Here is a 16,925-nt window from a genome sequence, read left to right as displayed (position 1 = left end):
CGACATCGGAGCGCTTTCGCAGTGCTTCTACGGCGTGGCTTGCCGCACCGGCTTCACATACGTATCGAACAGCTCGTCGATGCGGCGGTACTCGTCGTACCAGGAATCGGCATGTTCGAAGCCGTGGCGTTCCAGCGGGTACAGCGAGATCCAGAAGTTCTTCTTGTGCAGCTCGATGAAGCGCTGGTACAGGCGGATCGAGTCGCTGGCCATCACGTTGTTGTCGATCAGGCCGTGCTGGATCAGCAGCGGATCGCGCAGGTTGGCGGCGTACTCGATCGGCGAGCTGGTCTTGTAGGCCTCCGGATCGAGCTGCGGGTCGTTGAGGATGTTGGAGGTGTATTCGTGGTTGTAGCTGGTCCAGTCGCTGACCGGGCGCAGGGCAGCCCCGGCGGCGAATTCACCCGGTGCGCGCAGCAAGGCCATCTCGGTCATGAAACCGCCGTAGCTGCCGCCGTAGATGCCCACGCGCTTCGGGTCGACGCCGTGGTGCTTGACCAGCCAGGCCTTGCCGTCGAGCAGGTCCTCCAGTTCCGGGTGGCCCATCTGCCGGTAGATCGCGTCGCGCCAGTCGCGGCCGTAGCCGGCCGAGCCGCGGTAGTCCATGTCCAGCACCACGTAACCCTGCTGCACCAGCAAGTTGTGGAACATCTGTTCGCGGAAGTAATAGGTCTCCTGCAGCGACACATCCTGCAGGTAGCCCGCGCCGTGCACGAAGATCACCGCCGGACGCGAGGCGGGCGCGTCGGCCTCGTCGGCCGGGCCGTAGTATTTCGCGTAGATCGCGCCGGCACCGTGCGAGGACGGCACCTCGACGATCTTCGGCGCGATCCAGTCGCGCGAGGTGTAGGCGCTCTTCATGGTGCTGGTGAGTTCTTTCGGCGTGCCGCCGGCCGAGCCCTGCACCGCCAGCTGGTCGAACATATACGGCGCCGAATGCAACACCGCCAGTTGCGCGCCATCCGGCGACAGGACAAACGCATCGGTACCCTGGTACTGCGTCAGTCGGCTGAGTTCGCCGCCACTCGAAGGCACCCGGTAGACGTCGTAGCTGTACGGCGCCACCTTGTTCGCCAGCAGGTAGAACCATTTGCCGTCGGCGCTGAGCCGCGGTGCGCTGACCTCGAACTTGCCGGCGCCGGTAAGCTGCCGTGCAGCGCCATCCAGCGGCTTGGCGTACAAGCGCGAGTAACCGCTCTGCTCGCTGAGATACCACAGCGTATGCCCGTCCTTGAGCCACCCGAAATCATTGAAGCTCCAGTTGATCCAGGCCGGGTCGGTCAGGCGCTGCTGGTTGACCAGGGCGTGCGTGCCGAAATCGACGCTGGCGATCCAGCGATCCTTGTTGTCGATCGCGCGCAACTGGATCGCCAGCTGGCTGCCATCGTCGCTCCATGCGATGCCGCCGCCACCGCCGTCCTCGCCACCGGCGACGATGCGCACCGGGCGCACCTCGGGTGCCTTCAGTGCCTTCGCCTCGTCGCTCTTGCCGGCCTTCTCCAGCGCAGCCACGGCCTGCTTGCGCAGCGTCGCCAGCGGATCGGTCTTGATGCCGGGCAGGCCATCCGTCTTCAGCGGCCACGTCTTGTGCTGGGCCAGGTCGAGCAAGAGCAGCGATTGCGGCGCCGGGTCGTTGTGGCCGACGTAGGTGCGCGCGTCCTCCGGCTCGGTATAACCGCTGTCGGTGACGTAATGGTTGACCTGCGGCGCGCGGCCCTTGCCGTAGCCCTTCGGCGCCGTCACCAGCAGCAGCCAGCGGCCATCCGGCGACAGCTCGGTATCGACCAGGCGGATCTTGTCGCCCAGCCAGAACGGCCGCGGCGCACGACCGGGATCGGCCGCTTCCAGCGCCTCGCTGTGGTCGCGCACGGCCTGCTTGTCGGCCTTGATCTCGCGCAGCGTCTTGAACAGGCTCAATTGCAGCTCGCCCAGCTCGTCGGGCTGTTTCGCCTGCGGGTCGTCGGCAAGCTTCAGCTCGGCCACCGGCGCGGTCACCGCGCTGGCCAGGTCGTAACGGAACCAGTCGTTGCCGGCACGGAACTGCAACGCACGGCCGTCGGCGGAGAACTGCGGCGATGATTCATGCTGCGGCGTCAGCGTCACCTGGCGGCGCTGCCCGCTGGCCAGGTCCACCACGAACACGTCGCCATGCAGGATGTAGGCGGCATGCCGGTGTGCCCGGTCGAACACCGCCGGGCCGTCGGCCCTGGCCATCGCCGCCGGGTCCAGCTTCACGCTGTTGCCGCTGGCCGGATCGACCCGGTACAGATCGCGCACCGGGCTGCCATCGCGCTGCACCGAGTAATACAGGTTGCGCCCGTCCGCACTCCAGTAGGGGTTTTCCACCGCATGCCCGATCCAGTCCGGATTGGCCATGATGGTTTCCATGTCAAGCGGCGCCGAAGCCGCCGCGGTGGACGCCGCCATGCTGGCAGCGGGCATCAGACAGAACGCAACCAGACCGGCAAGCAACAGTCGACGCATGATCACATCCCCGGACCCAAATTGGCGAGGATAACCGGCGTGGCCTCGATCGCAAGCGCCACCAGTCCCGTTCCGTTCGCGGCGCTGGCGCGTTACGATCGGGGAGGTTGCGTCGCGCACCTTTGCTGCCCGATGCACAAATCGCCGACGCGCTGCGTCGCACGGGGGAAGCTCATGAGAACAGCGACCGGCGTGATCGCCGCGCTAACCTGGTTTCTGGTGGCTGTGCCGGGGTTGTGCGCAGCTGGCGCAAAGCCGCTGATGCATTTGTACACCGTAGCGATCGATGTCGACGCGCAAGGCCACGTGGTGGAAACCAAGCCCGCTGCCGACACTCCCGCACCCATTGCCGTGGTGCTGGACCAGGCGCTGAAGCAATGGCGTTTCGCACCCGTGATGCAAGACGGCCATGCCGCGTCCGTGCACAGCTACCTGGTGGCTGACGTGCAGGCGTTGCCGGCGGGAGCCGGCAAGTACAGCGTCCGCGTCGGCTATGTCGGTGCGGGCCCCAGTTACCAGAAGCCAGCGGGCGGGAAGGGACCGGATTATCCGCAGCAGGTAGTACAGGCACTCTTCGATAGTGGCCAATCGCAGGGCGGCGCCACGATTGCCGTCGATCTCACACTGCCGCCCGGGGGCAAACTGGCAACCACGGATGCCCACGTCACGACCCGCGCCGAATTGAACATGCGCGAGAAACTGACCTTGATCGCTGCGGTAAAACGCTACCTTCTGCAAGGCTCGGTGCAACCGGAACTGGTCGATGGCAGAGCCGTCACGGCGCACCTGCAAACGTCCATCGTCGTCTCGCTGTTTCCAGTCGAGTCGGCCACGACCGGGCTGAGCCAAGACCAGGCGACGTCCGATCAGGCGGCAAACTCGGCGGCGGCCCGTCAGGATGCTGCGCAAAGCCAGAGCGTGCTCAAACCCAGCATGGTCGACACGGTGTCACTACAGCCCTGACCTGGGCAGCAGCATCCTGATCGTGGTCCGAATCCCCGGCTGCTACGATGCGGCGTTCACCACATCGCGATGAAGCCATGACCCTGCCCGCCGTCGAATTCGAAACCGCCGCCAACCCGCAGCACAGCATCATCTGGCTGCACGGTCTGGGCGCCGACGGCAACGACTTCGCGCCGATCGTGCCCGAGCTGGTGGACCGGGCGTGGCCGGCGCTGCGCTTCGTGTTTCCGCATGCGCCGGTGCGGCCGGTGACGATCAACAACGGCATGTCGATGCGCGCCTGGTACGACATCGCCGGCTTCGACCTGCAGGCACGACAGGATGAAGCCGGCGTGCGCGCCTCGGTGCGCGAGGTGGAAGCCCTGATCGCGCGCGAGCACGAGCGCGGCGTGCCAAGCGAGCGGATCGTGCTCGCCGGTTTCTCGCAGGGCGGCGCGATCGCGCTGGCCGCCGGGTTGTGCCACGTGCAGGCGCTGGCCGGCATCGTCGCCCTGTCCACCTACCTGCCGATCGCCGAGGTGGTGGCGCGCGAGCGCCATGCGGCCAACGCCGCCACGCCGATCTTCTGGGGCCACGGCAGTGCCGATCCGGTGGTGGTGATGCAACGTGGTGTCGACTCGCGCGACCTGCTGCAGTCGCTTGGCTACACGGTGGAGTGGCACACTTACCCGATGGCCCACGCGGTCTGCGCCGAGGAAATCGCCGACCTGCGGCGCTGGCTGGGTGAGCGGCTGGCTTTCTGAGCGGCGCGCATGCGGCATACTTGCCGCATGCGCGCACCCTCGCCTTCCAGCGGCCCGCGCGGCCGCACCGAACACAGCCCGCTGCCGGACTTCTGCCAGTTGCCGGCGCTGTTCGCGCTGTTCGTGGTCGGCGCACTGACCGTCACCGTGATGTGGCTGGCGCGCGACAACCGTTACGACTGGCCTGCCTACAGTGTCAGCATGTTCTTCGTGACGTGGCTGGCGCTGGTGGTGGCGGTGACGCTGTGCAAGCTGCGCCACCTGTTGCAACGCCTGCCCGGGCATGCGCCGTATGTCGGCGTATGGCTGCTGATCGTGCTGATCGTGCTGGTCGCCAGCGTGGTCGCACGCTGGCTCGACGGCGCGTTGCAGACGCGCCTGATCGACAGCGGCATGGGCGTGTTCGTGCGCGACAACGCGGTGATCGCGGCCCTGCTCGGCGCAGCGATGCTGCGCTATTTCTACGTGCTGGCGCAGTGGCAGGCGCGGCTGGCGGCGGTCACCCGCGCCCAGGTCGAGGCCTTGCAGGCGCGCATCCGTCCGCACTTCCTGTTCAACAGCATGAACACCGTGGCCGCGCTGATCCGGGTCGACCCGGCCGCGGCCGAGCGCACGGTGGAGGACCTGTCCGAACTGTTCCGCGCCGCGCTGGGCCAGCATGACATCGGCGACGGCACGCTGGGCGAGGAACTGGCGCTGGTCGAGCGCTACCTGGCGATCGAACAGCTGCGGCTTGGATCACGCCTGCGCATCCGGCGCGAGTTGCACGATCTGCCGGCCGAGTTCCCGCTGCCGCGCCTGCTGCTGCAGCCGCTGGTGGAAAACGCGGTGCGTCACGGCATCCAGCCGCTGCGCGAGGGTGGCGAGGTGATCCTGCGCGGCGAGCGCCAGGGGCAGGGCATCCGCATCGAGATCATCAACCCGCTGCCGGCCACCCCACCCACCGCGGGCAACGGCCATGGTCTGGACAGCGTGCGCCAGCGTGTCGCCTGGCGCTATGGACCGCAGGCGCGCGTCGAGGCCGGTCCGCATGGCGACTGCTTCGTGGTGCTGTTGCAACTGCCGGGGGCAGCCACCTGATGCGCGCGCTGATCGTCGACGACGAACCGCTGGCGCGCGCACGCATGACCGCCCTGCTCGGCGAGTGCGCCGCCGTCGAGATCGTGGGCAGCGTCGACGACGGCGAAGCGGCGCTGGCCGCCTTGCACGAACTGCAACCGGACGTGCTGCTGCTCGACATCAACATGCCCGGCCTCGACGGCGTGACGCTGGCCCAGCGCCTGGCCGGGCGCGCGCGACCCCAGGTGATCTTCTGCACCGCCTACGAAGCCCACGCGCTGAAGGCTTTCGAGCTCGGCGCCGCCGACTACCTGCTCAAGCCGGTACGACTGGAGCGACTGCGCGACGCCCTGCAACGCGCGCAGCGCCGCCTCGACGATGGCCCGCGCGAACCCGCCGCCTGGCTGCATGGCCGCCTGCGTGGCGAACAGGTGCGCATCGCGCTGGACGAAGTGCTGTGCCTGCTCGCCGAAGAGAAGTATGTGGTGGTGCAACACCGCGGCGGCGAATTGCTGATCGAGGACTCGCTGCGCCAGTTGGAAGACGCCTATCCCGACCAGCTGATCCGCCTGCATCGCAACTGCCTGGTGCCACCAGCGCGCCTGCTCGGCATCAAGACCCTGGCCGACGGCCGCGTGCTCGCCCGCCTCGACGGCACCGACAGCAGCCCCGAAATCAGCCGCCGGAATCTTCCCGCCATACGCAAGCTGCTGCGGCTGAGCTAAGGCGCGCAGCGCCCACTGATGCGCAGAAATCCGGATCGATCACGGCCAAGGAGTTGAACCATGAGCGATTTCGCATCCTTGACGACCCGTCGGTTGAAAGCTGACCATCCAGTGCATATGCCCCGATTTGGGGTTTACTAAGCGTTAGACCGCCCAACATTTTTGCAATTGTGTGGTTCAAGAAGCCAGAGGCCCCCATGCTCAAGACGCTGTGTTTTGCCTGCTCGTTGGCCATATCGACCCTAGCGTTCGCTGGTCAAGCCCAGCCTGCGGTGGCAAAACAAATGCGCATGGGTGTGGCCGAAACAGCCATTCGGTCGGCCCGATCTGCACTTAATGCTGCGCTCACCAATAGAGATTTGGAGGTAACCACCAGATATTGGCTTCCGGATGTCAGTACCACCGGGGGAGACGGAAGTCTGTGGGTTGGCCGAGATCAGAACGTCAAGGGCTTCACCAAAATTTTCAACGGCAACAGTTTCGTATCTGGCCGTCGCACGCCGGACAAAATTGAGGTTGCCACGGGCGGCCCAAGGGAAGCGGCGGAAACAGGAATTTGGAAGTGGCGCGAGCGCGTCAAGGGCCAAGTTCTCACATATGGCGGGCGATACCTCGTGATGTGGCAGCTTGTGAATGGGAAGTGGCGCATTCGCTCCGAGCTTTATGTAACGACGAGCTGTAGCGGCGGCACCGCCTGTCTATGAGTCTGCAACGCCCAGCAGTCTAACTAGTCGTCCAAGCGGACGGGCTTCGCCGTCGCTCAATTCCAGCGTTAGGCTCGCAAGGAGTCTCAGCGTGAATCACACATTATCGACATGCAATGTCCTGCCGCGCAGACTGATGCTGTGCCTGATTTTCTTGTGCGCATGCATTATCGGCCAAACGTCTTACGCCACACAGCCGGTTGCTGCTAACGACAGTCCACACTTTATCGGAACCTGGGAGCTCGTCTCGGTTGAGGCACACTGGCCGGATGGTCATGTAACAAGTCCTTGGGGTGCGCACCCGCCTGGCCGCCTCATCTACACCAAAGAAGGCCGTATGCTCGTGCTGTGCATGCACGAACTGCGCAATGAGGCAACGCGCAAAGTTATCCCTCCCGCGCTGCAAAATGAAGCCGCAGGATATTTCGGCACATACAAGATCGACGCCACGCGACATATCGTGAGTCACACAGTAACTGCAACTCTTCGTTCGGCAGAATCCAGCACCATCGACCGCTCATACGAGTTCAAGGATGGGCGGCTTTACCTCATTGCAAAAGCTACACGCAACGGACTTCCAGTAACGTATGTTCTCGTATGGCAGCGAGCCTAACATCTCAATCCAGCGGACGCGCTGCGCGCGCCGCTGATTTCGGGCGTCAGGTGGAAACTAGCGAGTGAGGCGCAAGAGTGAATCGAAGAGCAACCGGGCAGATGCAGGCGTTCGTATTGAAGGCCTATGGCGGCCCCGAATCCACGGGCCTGACGCAAGTACTGCTGCCTGAGCCTGCCCCGCGGCAGTTGCTCGTCAGGGTGCGTGCTGCGGGCCTGAACCCGGTGGACTTCAAGACTCGCCGGGGTGACTTGCGGCTTGTGCAGCGCTATCGACTGCCCGTAGTTCTTGGCAACGAACTGGCGGGCGAGGTGGTCGCGTGTGGCGGCCAGGTGCAGCGCTTTCGCGTCGGCGACCGGGTGTTCGCACGCGTTGCCAAAAGCACCATGGGCGCCTTCGCCCGGTTCGCGGTCGTCGAGGACGATCATGCGGCCGTGATGCCCGCGAGTCTCGACTTCGCGACGGCCGCCGCCATGCCCCTCGCCGGGCTCACCGCGCTGCAGGCCCTGCGCGACGAGCTGCGCGTCACGAACGGACAACGCATCTTCATTTCCGGCGGTGCCGGCGGTGTGGGCACCTTCGCCATACAGATCGCCAAGCACCTTGGTGCCCAGGTTGCGACGACCGCGTCGCCTCAAGGGGAAGCACTGGTGCGACAGCTTGGCGCCGACACGGTCGTGGATTACACGAAAGAATCGCCCGACAAGGTTCTCTCGGGATTCGACGGCGCGTTTGATCTTGTCGGCGGCCACGCGCTTGAGCAGGCGTTTGCCATGGTGCGCCCGGGCGCCACCGTCCTCAGCATCGCCGGCATGCCCGAGCCACAGACGGCATCGAAGGACCTGGGACGCGGGATGGGGCTGCAGGCGTTGTTCTGGGTGGCGAGCTTCCCGCTAAGGCGCCGCGCCCGCCAGCACGGGGTGCACTACCGCTACCTTTTCATGCACCCGAGCGGCAAGGACTTGTCCGAGCTTGGCCGCCTTGTCGATGCTGGTGCACTCAAGGTGATTGTCGACAGCGTGTACCCCTTCGAGCGCATCGCCGAAGCGATGTCCAGGCTTGAAGCGGGGCATGCCAAGGGCAAGATTGTCGTCACCATGCCCGATGGCTCCGAATGAGCGTGAAGAGCTGGTGGCACGCAGCACGCTGGCTATCGGGGTCAGGTTGCTCAACCCGATTGGCGAGCGTTGTTTTCTCGAAGCCGGGCTGTCTCGGCTGGCGGCATGGGCTACGATCGTCCAGGCGGATTCATGCGGTCGTTGTGCACGCCACGACGTTTTCACCTGATCGGACGCCAGGGTGGACGCTTTCGTGTGGCGCCAGGTTTCATCAGTGAGGGAATCGCCATGACCCATCCAAGCGCCATTGCACTGACCGGGTTCATTGCCTGGGCTCTTCTGCTTCTTGTACTCATGGAAATCATCCGGACGCAGCTTGTCCTGCGCGGAAAGATTCCCGCCAACGGGTTCGTTCCGGACAATGCGAACCTCTCGTCTTTCATGCAGCGGCTGGCCAGGGCTCATGCCAATTGCGTCGAAGGCCTTCCTGTGTTTGGCGGGCTGTTGCTGGTCGCCATCATCACCGGACACACCTCCATTACCGATTCGGCGGCCTATCTGTTTCTTGCCTGCCGCGTGTTCCAGTCGCTGGTGCATCTGGCGTCGGTGAGCGCGGCCGCGGTTACTGTTCGTTTCTCCGCCTTTGCCGTGCAGATGGCGATCGGCGTGTACTGGGCCGCTGGCCTTCTTGCATCGGTGTGGCCATCGGGGCCAGGTTGAGTTCCAGAACCGCCGTTACTCGACTTTGCCCGGCATGAAGCCTCTTCGGCCCAACCGGCTCCACCTGAACTGAACGGACGACCTGCTTCAATCGCCTCTGGATCTGCGATCACTGGAGCCATCATGAGCCATCCCTTCAAAGTCGGCGATCACGTGCGCTGGAATTCCGAAGCCGGGTACGTGAGTGGAACGATCACCAAGGTGCACACGCGCGACACCGACTACAAGGGCCACACCCGCCGTTGCAGCGAGGCCGATCCGCAGTACGAGATCCAGAGCGACAAGACCGACCACATCGCGATGCACAAGGGCGCGGCGCTGCACCGGATCGACTGAGCGATGCCCGGCGATCCGGCCACGATCTGGACGATCGGCCACTCCACCCGCACGCTGGAGGAGTTCCTCGGCCTGCTCGGCGAATGCCGGATCGAGGCGATCGCCGACGTGCGCCGCTTCCCCGGCTCGCGTCGTTATCCGTATTTCGCCAGCGAGGCGCTGGCCGCCACGCTGCCTGCGCATGGCATCGCCTATCAATGGATGCCGAAGCTGGGCGGGCGACGCCAGGTGCAGTCGGATTCGCCGAACGCCGCATGGCGCAACGCCTCGTTCCAGGGCTACGCCGATTACACCGCCAGCGCCGAGTTTGCCGCAGGGCTCGCCGAACTGCTGAAGCTTGCCGCCAGCAAGCGCACCGCGATGATGTGCGCGGAAGCGGTGTGGTGGCGCTGCCACCGCTCGATCATTTCGGATGTGCTGAAGCTGCGCGGGATCGAGGTGATCCACATCATCGACGCCAGGCACACGACGCTGCATCCGTATACGTCGCCGGCGCGGATCGTCGGCGGACAATTGAGTTACGCACCGGTGCAGAAGACGCTGCTGTAGACCCGAATACCCGTCTTCCACTCACCTGACTTCAGCACGTACGCATGGCCTGAGCAGCTCACCATCCTCGTCAGCCGGATTGGAAGCGGCGCCTACCTCATAGATTGACGTCTCGCGTAGGAGCCCGCTGGCGGGCGATGCTTCACCCCTATACCTCGCGCCAGCACGCATCGTGGACGGGCGGCTGAGTCATGCGGGCGCGCAGGGGGATTTGTTGTAGCGTCTTTCGCCGCGACACTCGCGCGGTCGAACCGGGAGATTCAGGGAACCCTCGAACGGTGCCCCTCCGTCATTGATACAGATGCGCCTGGATCGCGATAAAGGCCTCGCGGATCGCGGGAACCGGGCCCAGCAGACGCTTGGCATCATTGGTACCGCCATAACGGATGCGCAGGAAATCGGTGATCTTGCGTGAAGCCAGCTCGTCGACCCCGTGCCTTTCGTAGGCACCCAGCACGTACTCAAGGAAGTTGCGCATCTCACGCTGGTAACCGCCCAGTCCCTTGGCGCGCGCGGCGCCGGCACGTTCCGCGCGCGACAACGGCGCCAGGGTGAATCGCACATAGGCCAGCACGTCGAAGATGTCGCTGTTCGGTGCATCGATCAGGCGACGCATGTCGTCCAGCCGGTCAGCGTCGTAACCCAGTTCGGCCAGCCGCTGCTGGAATGCCTCACGCCGGTCCGGATCGCTCCATACCGCACGCAGCTCATCCTCCGACGCGACGAGGTTGCCGAGGTCGCCGAACAGTTGTTCCATGAACTCCTGCGCGGTGATCGGCCGGCCATCGTGCGACCAGTAGCTGGTCGCCGCGAGGTAGCGGATGCGGCGCTCTTTGCCATCAGCCAGCTTCACGACGATCTTCGCGACCGGCTCAGGTATGTCCTTCACACCGCCGGACGTGCCGGGCGGCTCATCCGGATTGTCCGGCCCGCGCGGTGGCCGAGGCTCGCCAGGTTCTTCCGGCGGCAGTGGCTCGCCATCCCATTCCGGATCGTTGAAGTGCGCGTACGCCTTCACGAAATCGTAGATCGTGAAGAAGTCCTTGCCGTCGAAGGTGCGGGTGCCGCGGCCGATGATCTGCTTGAACTCGATCATCGACTTGATCGGCCGCAGCAGCACGATGTTGCGCACGTTGCGCGCATCCACGCCGGTGGAGAGTTTCTGCGAGGTGGTGAGTATGGTCGGCAGCGTCTTCTCGTTGTCCTGGAACTCGCGCAGGTGCAGTTCGCCGAGCTTGCCGTCGTCGGCGGTCACGCGCTCGCAGTAGTGCGGGTCCGGGTTGTCCTTGATCTGGTTGATGACGTTGCGCACGCGCGCGGCGTGGTCCTGCGTGGCGCAGAACACCAGTGTCTTCTGGCGCTGGTCGATCTGGTCCATGAACTCCTGCACGCGACTCTCCTCGCGTGCATCGATGATCAGCCTGGTATTGAAGTCCGCCTCGGTGTATTCCCGCTCCGGGTCGATCTCGCCGCTGACCACTTCGTCCTCGTCGGAGAAGGTATAGGTGTCCAGCGTGCTGGCCATCTGGCGCACCTTGAACGGGGTCAGGAAGCCGTCGCCAATACCTTCCTTCAACGCATAGGTATAAACCGGATCGCCGAAGTAGCGGTAGGTGTCGGCGTTGGTGTCGCGCTTGGGCGTGGCGGTCATGCCCAACTGCACGGCGGGCGCAAAGTATTCGAGAATGCCGCGCCAGGTGCTTTCGTCCTTCGCCCCACCGCGATGGCATTCGTCGATGATGATGAAGTCGAAGAAGTCCGGCGCGTAGCCCTCGAAGGTGAACTGCGGCTCTTCCGAGGCGCTGCCATCGGTCATGAAGGTCTGGAAGATGGTGAAGAACACATTGGCGTTCTTGGGAATCTTGCCCTGCTTGCGGATCTCGTCCGGGCTGATGCGGCACAGCGCGTCGGGCGGAAACGCGCTGAACGCGTTGTAGGCCTGGTCGGCGAGGATGTTGCGATCGGCCAGGAACAGGATGCGTGGCCGGCGCACGGGATCGCGGCTCAGGCTCCAGCGCGCATGGAACAACTTCCACGCGATCTGGAAGGCGATCGACGTCTTGCCGGTGCCGGTCGCCAGCGTCAGCAGGATGCGCTGCTCACCCTTGGCGATGGCTTCCAGCACGGCCGTGATCGCGTTGTGCTGGTAATAACGCGGATGCCACTTGCCGCCATCCGTCTCGAACGGCACCGCACCGAAGCGATCGCGCCAGTCATTGCCTTCGGGAAAGCAGCGCTGCCACAGCTCCTGCGGCGTGGGAAACGGCAGCGCGATATCGCCTTCCGCGCCGCTCTGCATGTCGATGCCGTACCAGCCCAGCCCGTTGGTGGCGTAGGCAAAGCGCGCCTGCAGCCGCCCGGCGTAATCCTTGGCCTGGCCCACGCCCGCCGTATGTCCCAGCCCCGCGCGCTTGGCCTCGATCACCGCCAGCTTGCGGTCGCGATAGCTCAGCACGTAATCGGCCGACAATGGATTGACCCGCCCGCCGCCGGTGATGCGGCCGGGGCAGATCATCTCGCGATTGACCTTCGCGCCCTCGACCACGCCCCAGCCGGCGTCGCGCAGCACCGGGTCGATGCGATTGGCGCGCGTGTCCGCTTCGGTCTCGTTCATGCTTGTGCGTAGCCCCCCTCGCGTTGCGCACGAATGGCCAGTATCAAGGCTGTATCGATCAATGGCAGATGGCAATACAGCGCCATGTATCCGCGTGAGCCATGGCCAATGACCAATTCGCGTTTGTCGTCGCCTGCCGGGCGGCCGATCAAGGGGTTGTTTGCGAGTACATCGAGGGCGCTGATGATTTCACCCGCGCGTACCTCGGCAGCATCGCTTTCATGCCGACGCAAATGGTCGACGATTCGTTCGAGATCCTCGATGACTCCGGGCGTCAGTCTGACGCGCGTCACCTTATCGATCCAGCTTGCGGGCCACCGGCCGCTTCACGGTTTTTCCGGCGAGTCGATCCTTGAGGTAGACGCGCGCTTCCTCCCACGGAATGCTCTTTCCAGACTCCAGGAATTGCGCGTAGCGTTGATCCGCCAGAGCGTGAAACGCGGCACGCTGCTCGGCCTGATCGGCCTTCTCGGCGATCGCCTCCAGAATGAAATTATGCGCGGTCGTGCCGGCATGTTCCGCCGCCTCGGCAACGCGGGCTTTCAGTTCGTCGGGCAGACGGATGGTGGTGGTGCTCATGCAGCGCTCCGGGGCTGGCTCAGCTTGCGGGAATGTAGCACGTTTGTGTTACATGAAGTCGGCGACGCGCGAGCGTTCGAAGAAAACCTTGGCGTGCTTGCATGCTCTGGGCTTTGAGACGCAAACTTGCTGCAAGTGGGTTGGGGGTTCCCGGCCGGCGTCAGGGCCTCGGTGCGTTCACCGGGGCCTTTCGCTTTCATGAGCGGCGGGATAGTGCCCGTCAGACGGCGCGAACCGCGATATCCACTTTCAAATTCCGGCGCAGCACGTCGAAGATGGCAGCGAGGTTGTCCATGCTGGGGTTGCCGGCGACGGACAGCATGCGGTGCAGGCTCTTGCTCGGCCGCGCCGTGGCCGAAGCCAAGCCCTCGAAGCCGACCGTGGCGTTGACCAGATCGCGCAGGATCACGCGCGCGGTGGCCGGATCGCCGTTGAGGAACAGCGATGCGGCTTCGTCCAGCAGTGCCCGCGCAAAGGCCGGCTCGCGTCGCACGCGCTCCGTCACGGTCTGCTTGAAGTCTCTTGTCAGTGGCATGCCATCACCTCGATTTGTCGAGCCGCGCTTTGCGCGTCCGGTATTCGTCCTTCAACTGCATTGCCCGCTTGATGTCGCCTTTCTGGCTGGCCTTGGTGCCGCCGGTAAACAGCAGGATCAGCTTGTCGCCATCGCGCGCCAGATAGATGCGGTAGCCCGGTCCCCAGTCGATGCGGTACTCGCCGATACCGTCGAACCACTTCACGCTGGAGGTATTGCCCATCTCCATCCGCAACACGGCGGTCGCCACCTTGGCCGCCGCCTGCACGTGCAGGCCATCAAACCAGTCACGCCAGAGGCTGGAGCCATCCTCGGCGATGTATTCCTCGACTTTCCATGTCATGGCGTATGGTAACCTTTATGTTACTTATGTCAAGTTGGCGATCCGGGTTTGTCGCTGGTCAGGCCAGTTGACCGGAGAAGGCTTTTTGCAGGAGGGATTGGCAGAGGTTGGCGATGTCCTCAAGAGTGCGCGAATAATTCAAGCACAGCGCCGCAACCTCTGCGGCGAGGCTGTCGAGCTTCTCAACAACAGCCATTTGTCGTTCGAGTGGCGGGAACGGAAATTTGGCATGCTCGAACGTGGCGAGGTTGATGTTGTCTTGCGCGCTGCCCTTTCCCTGAAGCTTAAGCTCCTTCGCAAAATATCGAAGCATGTACTCGACGTAGTAGGGCGTTGATTCGCCTGGTGTCGGCACCATTCCGATCACGCTATCTGGAAAGCATCCCTCGAACTCAAGCACACCGGTTTCAGCAATGTTCGCCGCGATCGTGATGCAAACAGTACCGACAGGCCACAGCATGCTCTGCGCCAATCCGACGTCGTTGTAGGTTTGGGAATATTCCCGGATGCTGCCCTGGCTCCTGCGAATATCGCCTGTCTGGATAAAGGGATAGGCGCCGCCGTAGAGCGCCGGATCGTTCCGAGGGCGATGCCTGGACTTGCCTCGAGAGAAGTCACTCGCGGCCTCGGCGAGCGTCCTCATGCCAGCGGAGGAGACAAGCTCGTCGAAGGTGGCTAGCAGCACGTTCTCGAACAGTTCGTCCGCATCCGCCAGATTGGCCTCGGCATGGGCGCGGGCGCGGTCGAGGGCGGCGAAGGCCTGATCGAGCACCGCAACGATCCGCTTCTGCTCATCCAGTGGAGGCAGTGGTATGTGGAAGTTTTGAAGCTGCTCCTTGGTGAGTGCTTGTCTCGTTGCACCGGCCTTCTCGCCAATATTGAGCAGTTGCTCCTTGGTTTCCTTAGCAACCAAAAGGTAGGAAAGAAACCGACTATCCAAGATGTTACTTTTCGGGCGAAGAATCGCAACGTGTTGATTAACTCGAGCGGGAAGGACGTCCAGAGGGACTTGTGCGCACCTGGCTATGGAAGCTCCGGTGATATTGAGCAAGACATCCCGTGCTTCGACATCTACGTTCGCAAGCGCGGCTGCTTGCGTATCGTCAATTTTTGCCAAATTGGCATAGCGAAATTCAAGGTCGTGAATATTTAAACTTCGTATTAAGGAAACTCCAATTTCCTTGTAGGACTCCTTACCTCCACGCGGAGTTGCGCCGCTTCCGATCTTATCTGTCAGTTCGCCGAGGCGCTTGTAACCCCACGTCGTTGCCAAGACACCGTTCACAGCATCCCCCGAATCTCTTCCAGAATCCGCGCCGTCTCTTCATCCCGCGCCAACATATCGGCAATGATCTGCTCAGGACTGCGCAACGCCTCCGCCTCCGGCGCGTTCGGATTTTTCACCGACAAATCCCACGTCGCCTTGTCCACGTCCTTGACCGCCACCGTCCAGCTCTTGTCGCTGTCGGCCTTGTCCACCTGCAAGGCCACGAACTCGGCCAGGTCCTCGTCATTGAGCGGATTGGTCTTGCCCATGCTGCGGCCGGGATCGAGCTGGTAGTACCAGGTCTTGTGCGTCTTCGACCCCTTCTCGAAGAACAGCACCACGGTCTTCACGCCCGCGCCCTGGAACGTGCCGCTCGGACAATCGAGTACGGTGTGCAAATTGCAGCTTTCCAGCAGCTCCTTGCGCAGCGCCACGCTGGCGTTGTCGGTGTTGCTGAGGAAGGTGTTCTTGATGACGATGGCACCACGACCGCCGGCCTTGAGTTTGCGCATGAAGTGCTGCAGGAACAGGTAGGCGGTTTCGCCGGACTTGATCGGGAAGTTCTGCTGCACCTCCTTGCGCTCGCCGCCGCCGAACGGCGGATTGGCCAGCACGATGTCATGGCGATCCTTCTGCTGGATGTCCATCACGTTATCGGCGAGCGTGTTGGTGTGGCGGATGTTCGGCGCGTCCACGCCATGCAGGATCAGGTTCATCACGCCGAGCACGTAGGCCAGCGATTTCTTCTCCTGGCCGTGGAAGGTCTTGCGCTGCAGGGTGTCCCACTCGGCAGCGGAGAGGTTGTCGCGGCGCAGGTAGTCCCATGCTTCGCACAGGAAGCCCGCCGATCCGCAGGCGCCGTCGTAGATGGTTTCGCCGATCTGCGGTTTGACCACCTGAATCATGGCGCGGATCAGCGGGCGCGGCGTGTAGTACTCGCCGCCGTTGCGGCCGGCGTTGCCCATGCGCTTGATGCGGGTTTCGTACAGGTCCGACAGCTCGTGCTTGGCTTCCTGGCTGCCGAAGCTGAGCTGGTCGATGATTTCCAGCGCGTCGCGCAGCGAGTAGCCGGAGCGAAAGCGGTTGGCGATTTCGGAGAAGATCTCGCCGATCTTGTAATCCAGCGAGTCGGGATCATCGGTGGTTTCGCGAAACGTCTTGAGGTACGGAAACAGCTTGCCGTTGACGAACTCGATCAGGTCAGCGCCGGTGCGCGCGGCGTTGAGGTCGGGCGTGCCGTCTTTCTTCTTCGGCGCGGCCCACGACTGCCAGCGGTACGGTTCATCAAGGATCGGCGTGTAGTCGCGGCCTTCCAGCGTGGCCTCGTCCGCCCACTCGTGCTCCATGTCGTCGAGATACTTGAGAAACAGCAGCCACGAGGTCTGCTCGGCGTAATCCAGCTCGGAGGCCAGACCCTCGTCATTGCGCATGACGCGGTCCATGTTGTTGAAGGCGTTTTCGAACATGCGGCAGGGTGTTCCCATGGGATTTCAATTCGGCCTGGCAGCCATGCGTACTCTCGATGAAACGTATCCAGCGGGAGAGTCCGGGCCAGCGCGCTACTTTACAGCGCGTTCGATGGCCGGGCGCGAACACGATGGGCTTCATGCTTCGGTTGCGCCAACCCCGGGTA

At 63.6% G+C, this 16,925-nt stretch carries 18 protein-coding genes; 10 read left to right on the top strand and 8 right to left on the bottom strand.

What is annotated here, in order from left to right; genetic code table 11:
• Positions 1-27 precede the first annotated feature (27 nt).
• Positions 28-2,484, bottom strand: a complete 2,457-nt coding sequence (locus B0E47_RS01855) for a prolyl oligopeptidase family serine peptidase (protein ID WP_077511987.1) — start codon at positions 2,482-2,484, stop codon at positions 28-30.
• A gap of 192 nt (positions 2,485-2,676) precedes the next feature.
• On the opposite strand from B0E47_RS01855, the gene B0E47_RS01850 reads away from it, so the two are divergent.
• From B0E47_RS01850 to B0E47_RS01805, 10 genes are all read left to right on the top strand, one after another.
• A complete protein-coding gene (locus B0E47_RS01850; protein WP_217318881.1) occupies positions 2,677-3,447 on the top strand; it encodes an energy transducer TonB in 771 nt (256 codons plus the stop codon).
• Between the two features lie 77 nt (positions 3,448-3,524).
• On the top strand, positions 3,525-4,190 hold the full coding sequence (locus tag B0E47_RS01845) for a dienelactone hydrolase family protein (RefSeq protein WP_077511919.1): 666 nt from the start codon (positions 3,525-3,527) through the stop codon (positions 4,188-4,190).
• Between the two features lie 27 nt (positions 4,191-4,217).
• Positions 4,218-5,270 (top strand): histidine kinase, encoded by a 1,053-nt coding sequence (locus B0E47_RS01840; protein ID WP_077511917.1) that lies wholly within the window; start codon positions 4,218-4,220, stop codon positions 5,268-5,270.
• A complete protein-coding gene (locus B0E47_RS01835; RefSeq protein ID WP_077511915.1) occupies positions 5,270-5,974 on the top strand; it encodes a LytTR family DNA-binding domain-containing protein in 705 nt (234 codons plus the stop codon). Before B0E47_RS01840 ends, B0E47_RS01835 begins: the two co-directional genes overlap by 1 nt.
• Positions 5,975-6,171: 197 nt before the next feature.
• On the top strand, positions 6,172-6,678 hold the full coding sequence (locus B0E47_RS01830) for a nuclear transport factor 2 family protein (protein ID WP_077511913.1): 507 nt from the start codon (positions 6,172-6,174) through the stop codon (positions 6,676-6,678).
• Positions 6,679-6,769: 91 nt separating this feature from the next.
• Positions 6,770-7,291: a lipocalin-like domain-containing protein gene (locus tag B0E47_RS01825; protein WP_139351296.1), complete on the top strand. Its 522-nt coding sequence runs from the start codon at positions 6,770-6,772 to the stop codon at positions 7,289-7,291.
• Between the two features lie 101 nt (positions 7,292-7,392).
• Positions 7,393-8,409, top strand: a complete 1,017-nt coding sequence (locus B0E47_RS01820; protein WP_077511909.1) for an NADP-dependent oxidoreductase — start codon at positions 7,393-7,395, stop codon at positions 8,407-8,409.
• A gap of 228 nt (positions 8,410-8,637) precedes the next feature.
• Positions 8,638-9,069, top strand: coding sequence for an MAPEG family protein (locus B0E47_RS01815; protein WP_077511907.1), 432 nt, complete (start codon positions 8,638-8,640; stop codon positions 9,067-9,069).
• A 123-nt stretch (positions 9,070-9,192) separates the two neighbouring features.
• On the top strand, positions 9,193-9,405 hold the full coding sequence (locus B0E47_RS01810; RefSeq protein WP_077511905.1) for a DUF2945 domain-containing protein: 213 nt from the start codon (positions 9,193-9,195) through the stop codon (positions 9,403-9,405).
• Positions 9,406-9,408: 3 nt separating this feature from the next.
• The gene (locus B0E47_RS01805) at positions 9,409-9,954 is read left to right on the top strand and encodes a DUF488 domain-containing protein (protein WP_077511903.1); all 546 of its coding nucleotides are present in this window, start codon (positions 9,409-9,411) and stop codon (positions 9,952-9,954) included.
• A gap of 289 nt (positions 9,955-10,243) precedes the next feature.
• Here B0E47_RS01805 and B0E47_RS01800 read toward each other — a convergent pair whose 3' ends face one another.
• From B0E47_RS01800 to B0E47_RS01770, 7 genes are all read right to left on the bottom strand, one after another.
• Positions 10,244-12,568, bottom strand: coding sequence for a type I restriction endonuclease subunit R (locus B0E47_RS01800; protein WP_077511901.1), 2,325 nt, complete (start codon positions 12,566-12,568; stop codon positions 10,244-10,246).
• Positions 12,565-12,861 (bottom strand): type II toxin-antitoxin system RelE/ParE family toxin, encoded by a 297-nt coding sequence (locus tag B0E47_RS01795; RefSeq protein WP_077511899.1) that lies wholly within the window; start codon positions 12,859-12,861, stop codon positions 12,565-12,567. Before B0E47_RS01795 ends, B0E47_RS01800 begins: the two co-directional genes overlap by 4 nt.
• A 1-nt stretch (position 12,862) precedes the next feature.
• Positions 12,863-13,147, bottom strand: a complete 285-nt coding sequence (locus B0E47_RS01790; protein WP_077511897.1) for a DUF1778 domain-containing protein — start codon at positions 13,145-13,147, stop codon at positions 12,863-12,865.
• 220 nt (positions 13,148-13,367) lie between these two features.
• Complete coding sequence (locus tag B0E47_RS01785; RefSeq protein WP_077511895.1) at positions 13,368-13,682, bottom strand: transcriptional regulator; 315 nt, start codon at positions 13,680-13,682, stop codon at positions 13,368-13,370.
• A 4-nt stretch (positions 13,683-13,686) separates the two neighbouring features.
• A complete protein-coding gene (locus B0E47_RS01780) occupies positions 13,687-14,025 on the bottom strand; it encodes a type II toxin-antitoxin system RelE/ParE family toxin (RefSeq protein WP_077511893.1) in 339 nt (112 codons plus the stop codon).
• 58 nt (positions 14,026-14,083) lie between these two features.
• Complete coding sequence (locus B0E47_RS01775; RefSeq protein WP_077511891.1) at positions 14,084-15,310, bottom strand: restriction endonuclease subunit S; 1,227 nt, start codon at positions 15,308-15,310, stop codon at positions 14,084-14,086.
• Positions 15,307-16,758: an N-6 DNA methylase gene (locus B0E47_RS01770; protein WP_077511889.1), complete on the bottom strand. Its 1,452-nt coding sequence runs from the start codon at positions 16,756-16,758 to the stop codon at positions 15,307-15,309. Before B0E47_RS01770 ends, B0E47_RS01775 begins: the two co-directional genes overlap by 4 nt.
• Positions 16,759-16,925 lie beyond the last annotated feature (167 nt).

Origin of the sequence: Rhodanobacter sp. B05 (genome assembly GCF_002001085.1) — a bacterium.
Lineage (GTDB): Bacteria > Pseudomonadota > Gammaproteobacteria > Xanthomonadales > Rhodanobacteraceae > Rhodanobacter.
The sequence above is the reverse complement of the archived record's forward strand: the minus strand, read 5'-3'. Positions and strand labels throughout refer to the sequence as shown.

Coding starts and splice junctions, on each gene's coding strand:
- B0E47_RS01840 (WP_077511917.1), top strand. CDS start 4,218: ATGCGCGCACCCTCGCCTTCCAGCGGCCCGCGCGGCCGCACCGAACAC.
- B0E47_RS01800 (WP_077511901.1), bottom strand. CDS start 12,568: ATGAACGAGACCGAAGCGGACACGCGCGCCAATCGCATCGACCCGGTG.
- B0E47_RS01810 (WP_077511905.1), top strand. CDS start 9,193: ATGAGCCATCCCTTCAAAGTCGGCGATCACGTGCGCTGGAATTCCGAA.
- B0E47_RS01830 (WP_077511913.1), top strand. CDS start 6,172: ATGCTCAAGACGCTGTGTTTTGCCTGCTCGTTGGCCATATCGACCCTA.
- B0E47_RS01845 (WP_077511919.1), top strand. CDS start 3,525: ATGACCCTGCCCGCCGTCGAATTCGAAACCGCCGCCAACCCGCAGCAC.
- B0E47_RS01780 (WP_077511893.1), bottom strand. CDS start 14,025: ATGACATGGAAAGTCGAGGAATACATCGCCGAGGATGGCTCCAGCCTC.
- B0E47_RS01815 (WP_077511907.1), top strand. CDS start 8,638: ATGACCCATCCAAGCGCCATTGCACTGACCGGGTTCATTGCCTGGGCT.
- B0E47_RS01805 (WP_077511903.1), top strand. CDS start 9,409: ATGCCCGGCGATCCGGCCACGATCTGGACGATCGGCCACTCCACCCGC.
- B0E47_RS01790 (WP_077511897.1), bottom strand. CDS start 13,147: ATGAGCACCACCACCATCCGTCTGCCCGACGAACTGAAAGCCCGCGTT.
- B0E47_RS01820 (WP_077511909.1), top strand. CDS start 7,393: ATGCAGGCGTTCGTATTGAAGGCCTATGGCGGCCCCGAATCCACGGGC.
- B0E47_RS01785 (WP_077511895.1), bottom strand. CDS start 13,682: ATGCCACTGACAAGAGACTTCAAGCAGACCGTGACGGAGCGCGTGCGA.
- B0E47_RS01770 (WP_077511889.1), bottom strand. CDS start 16,758: ATGTTCGAAAACGCCTTCAACAACATGGACCGCGTCATGCGCAATGAC.
- B0E47_RS01855 (WP_077511987.1), bottom strand. CDS start 2,484: ATGCGTCGACTGTTGCTTGCCGGTCTGGTTGCGTTCTGTCTGATGCCC.
- B0E47_RS01835 (WP_077511915.1), top strand. CDS start 5,270: ATGCGCGCGCTGATCGTCGACGACGAACCGCTGGCGCGCGCACGCATG.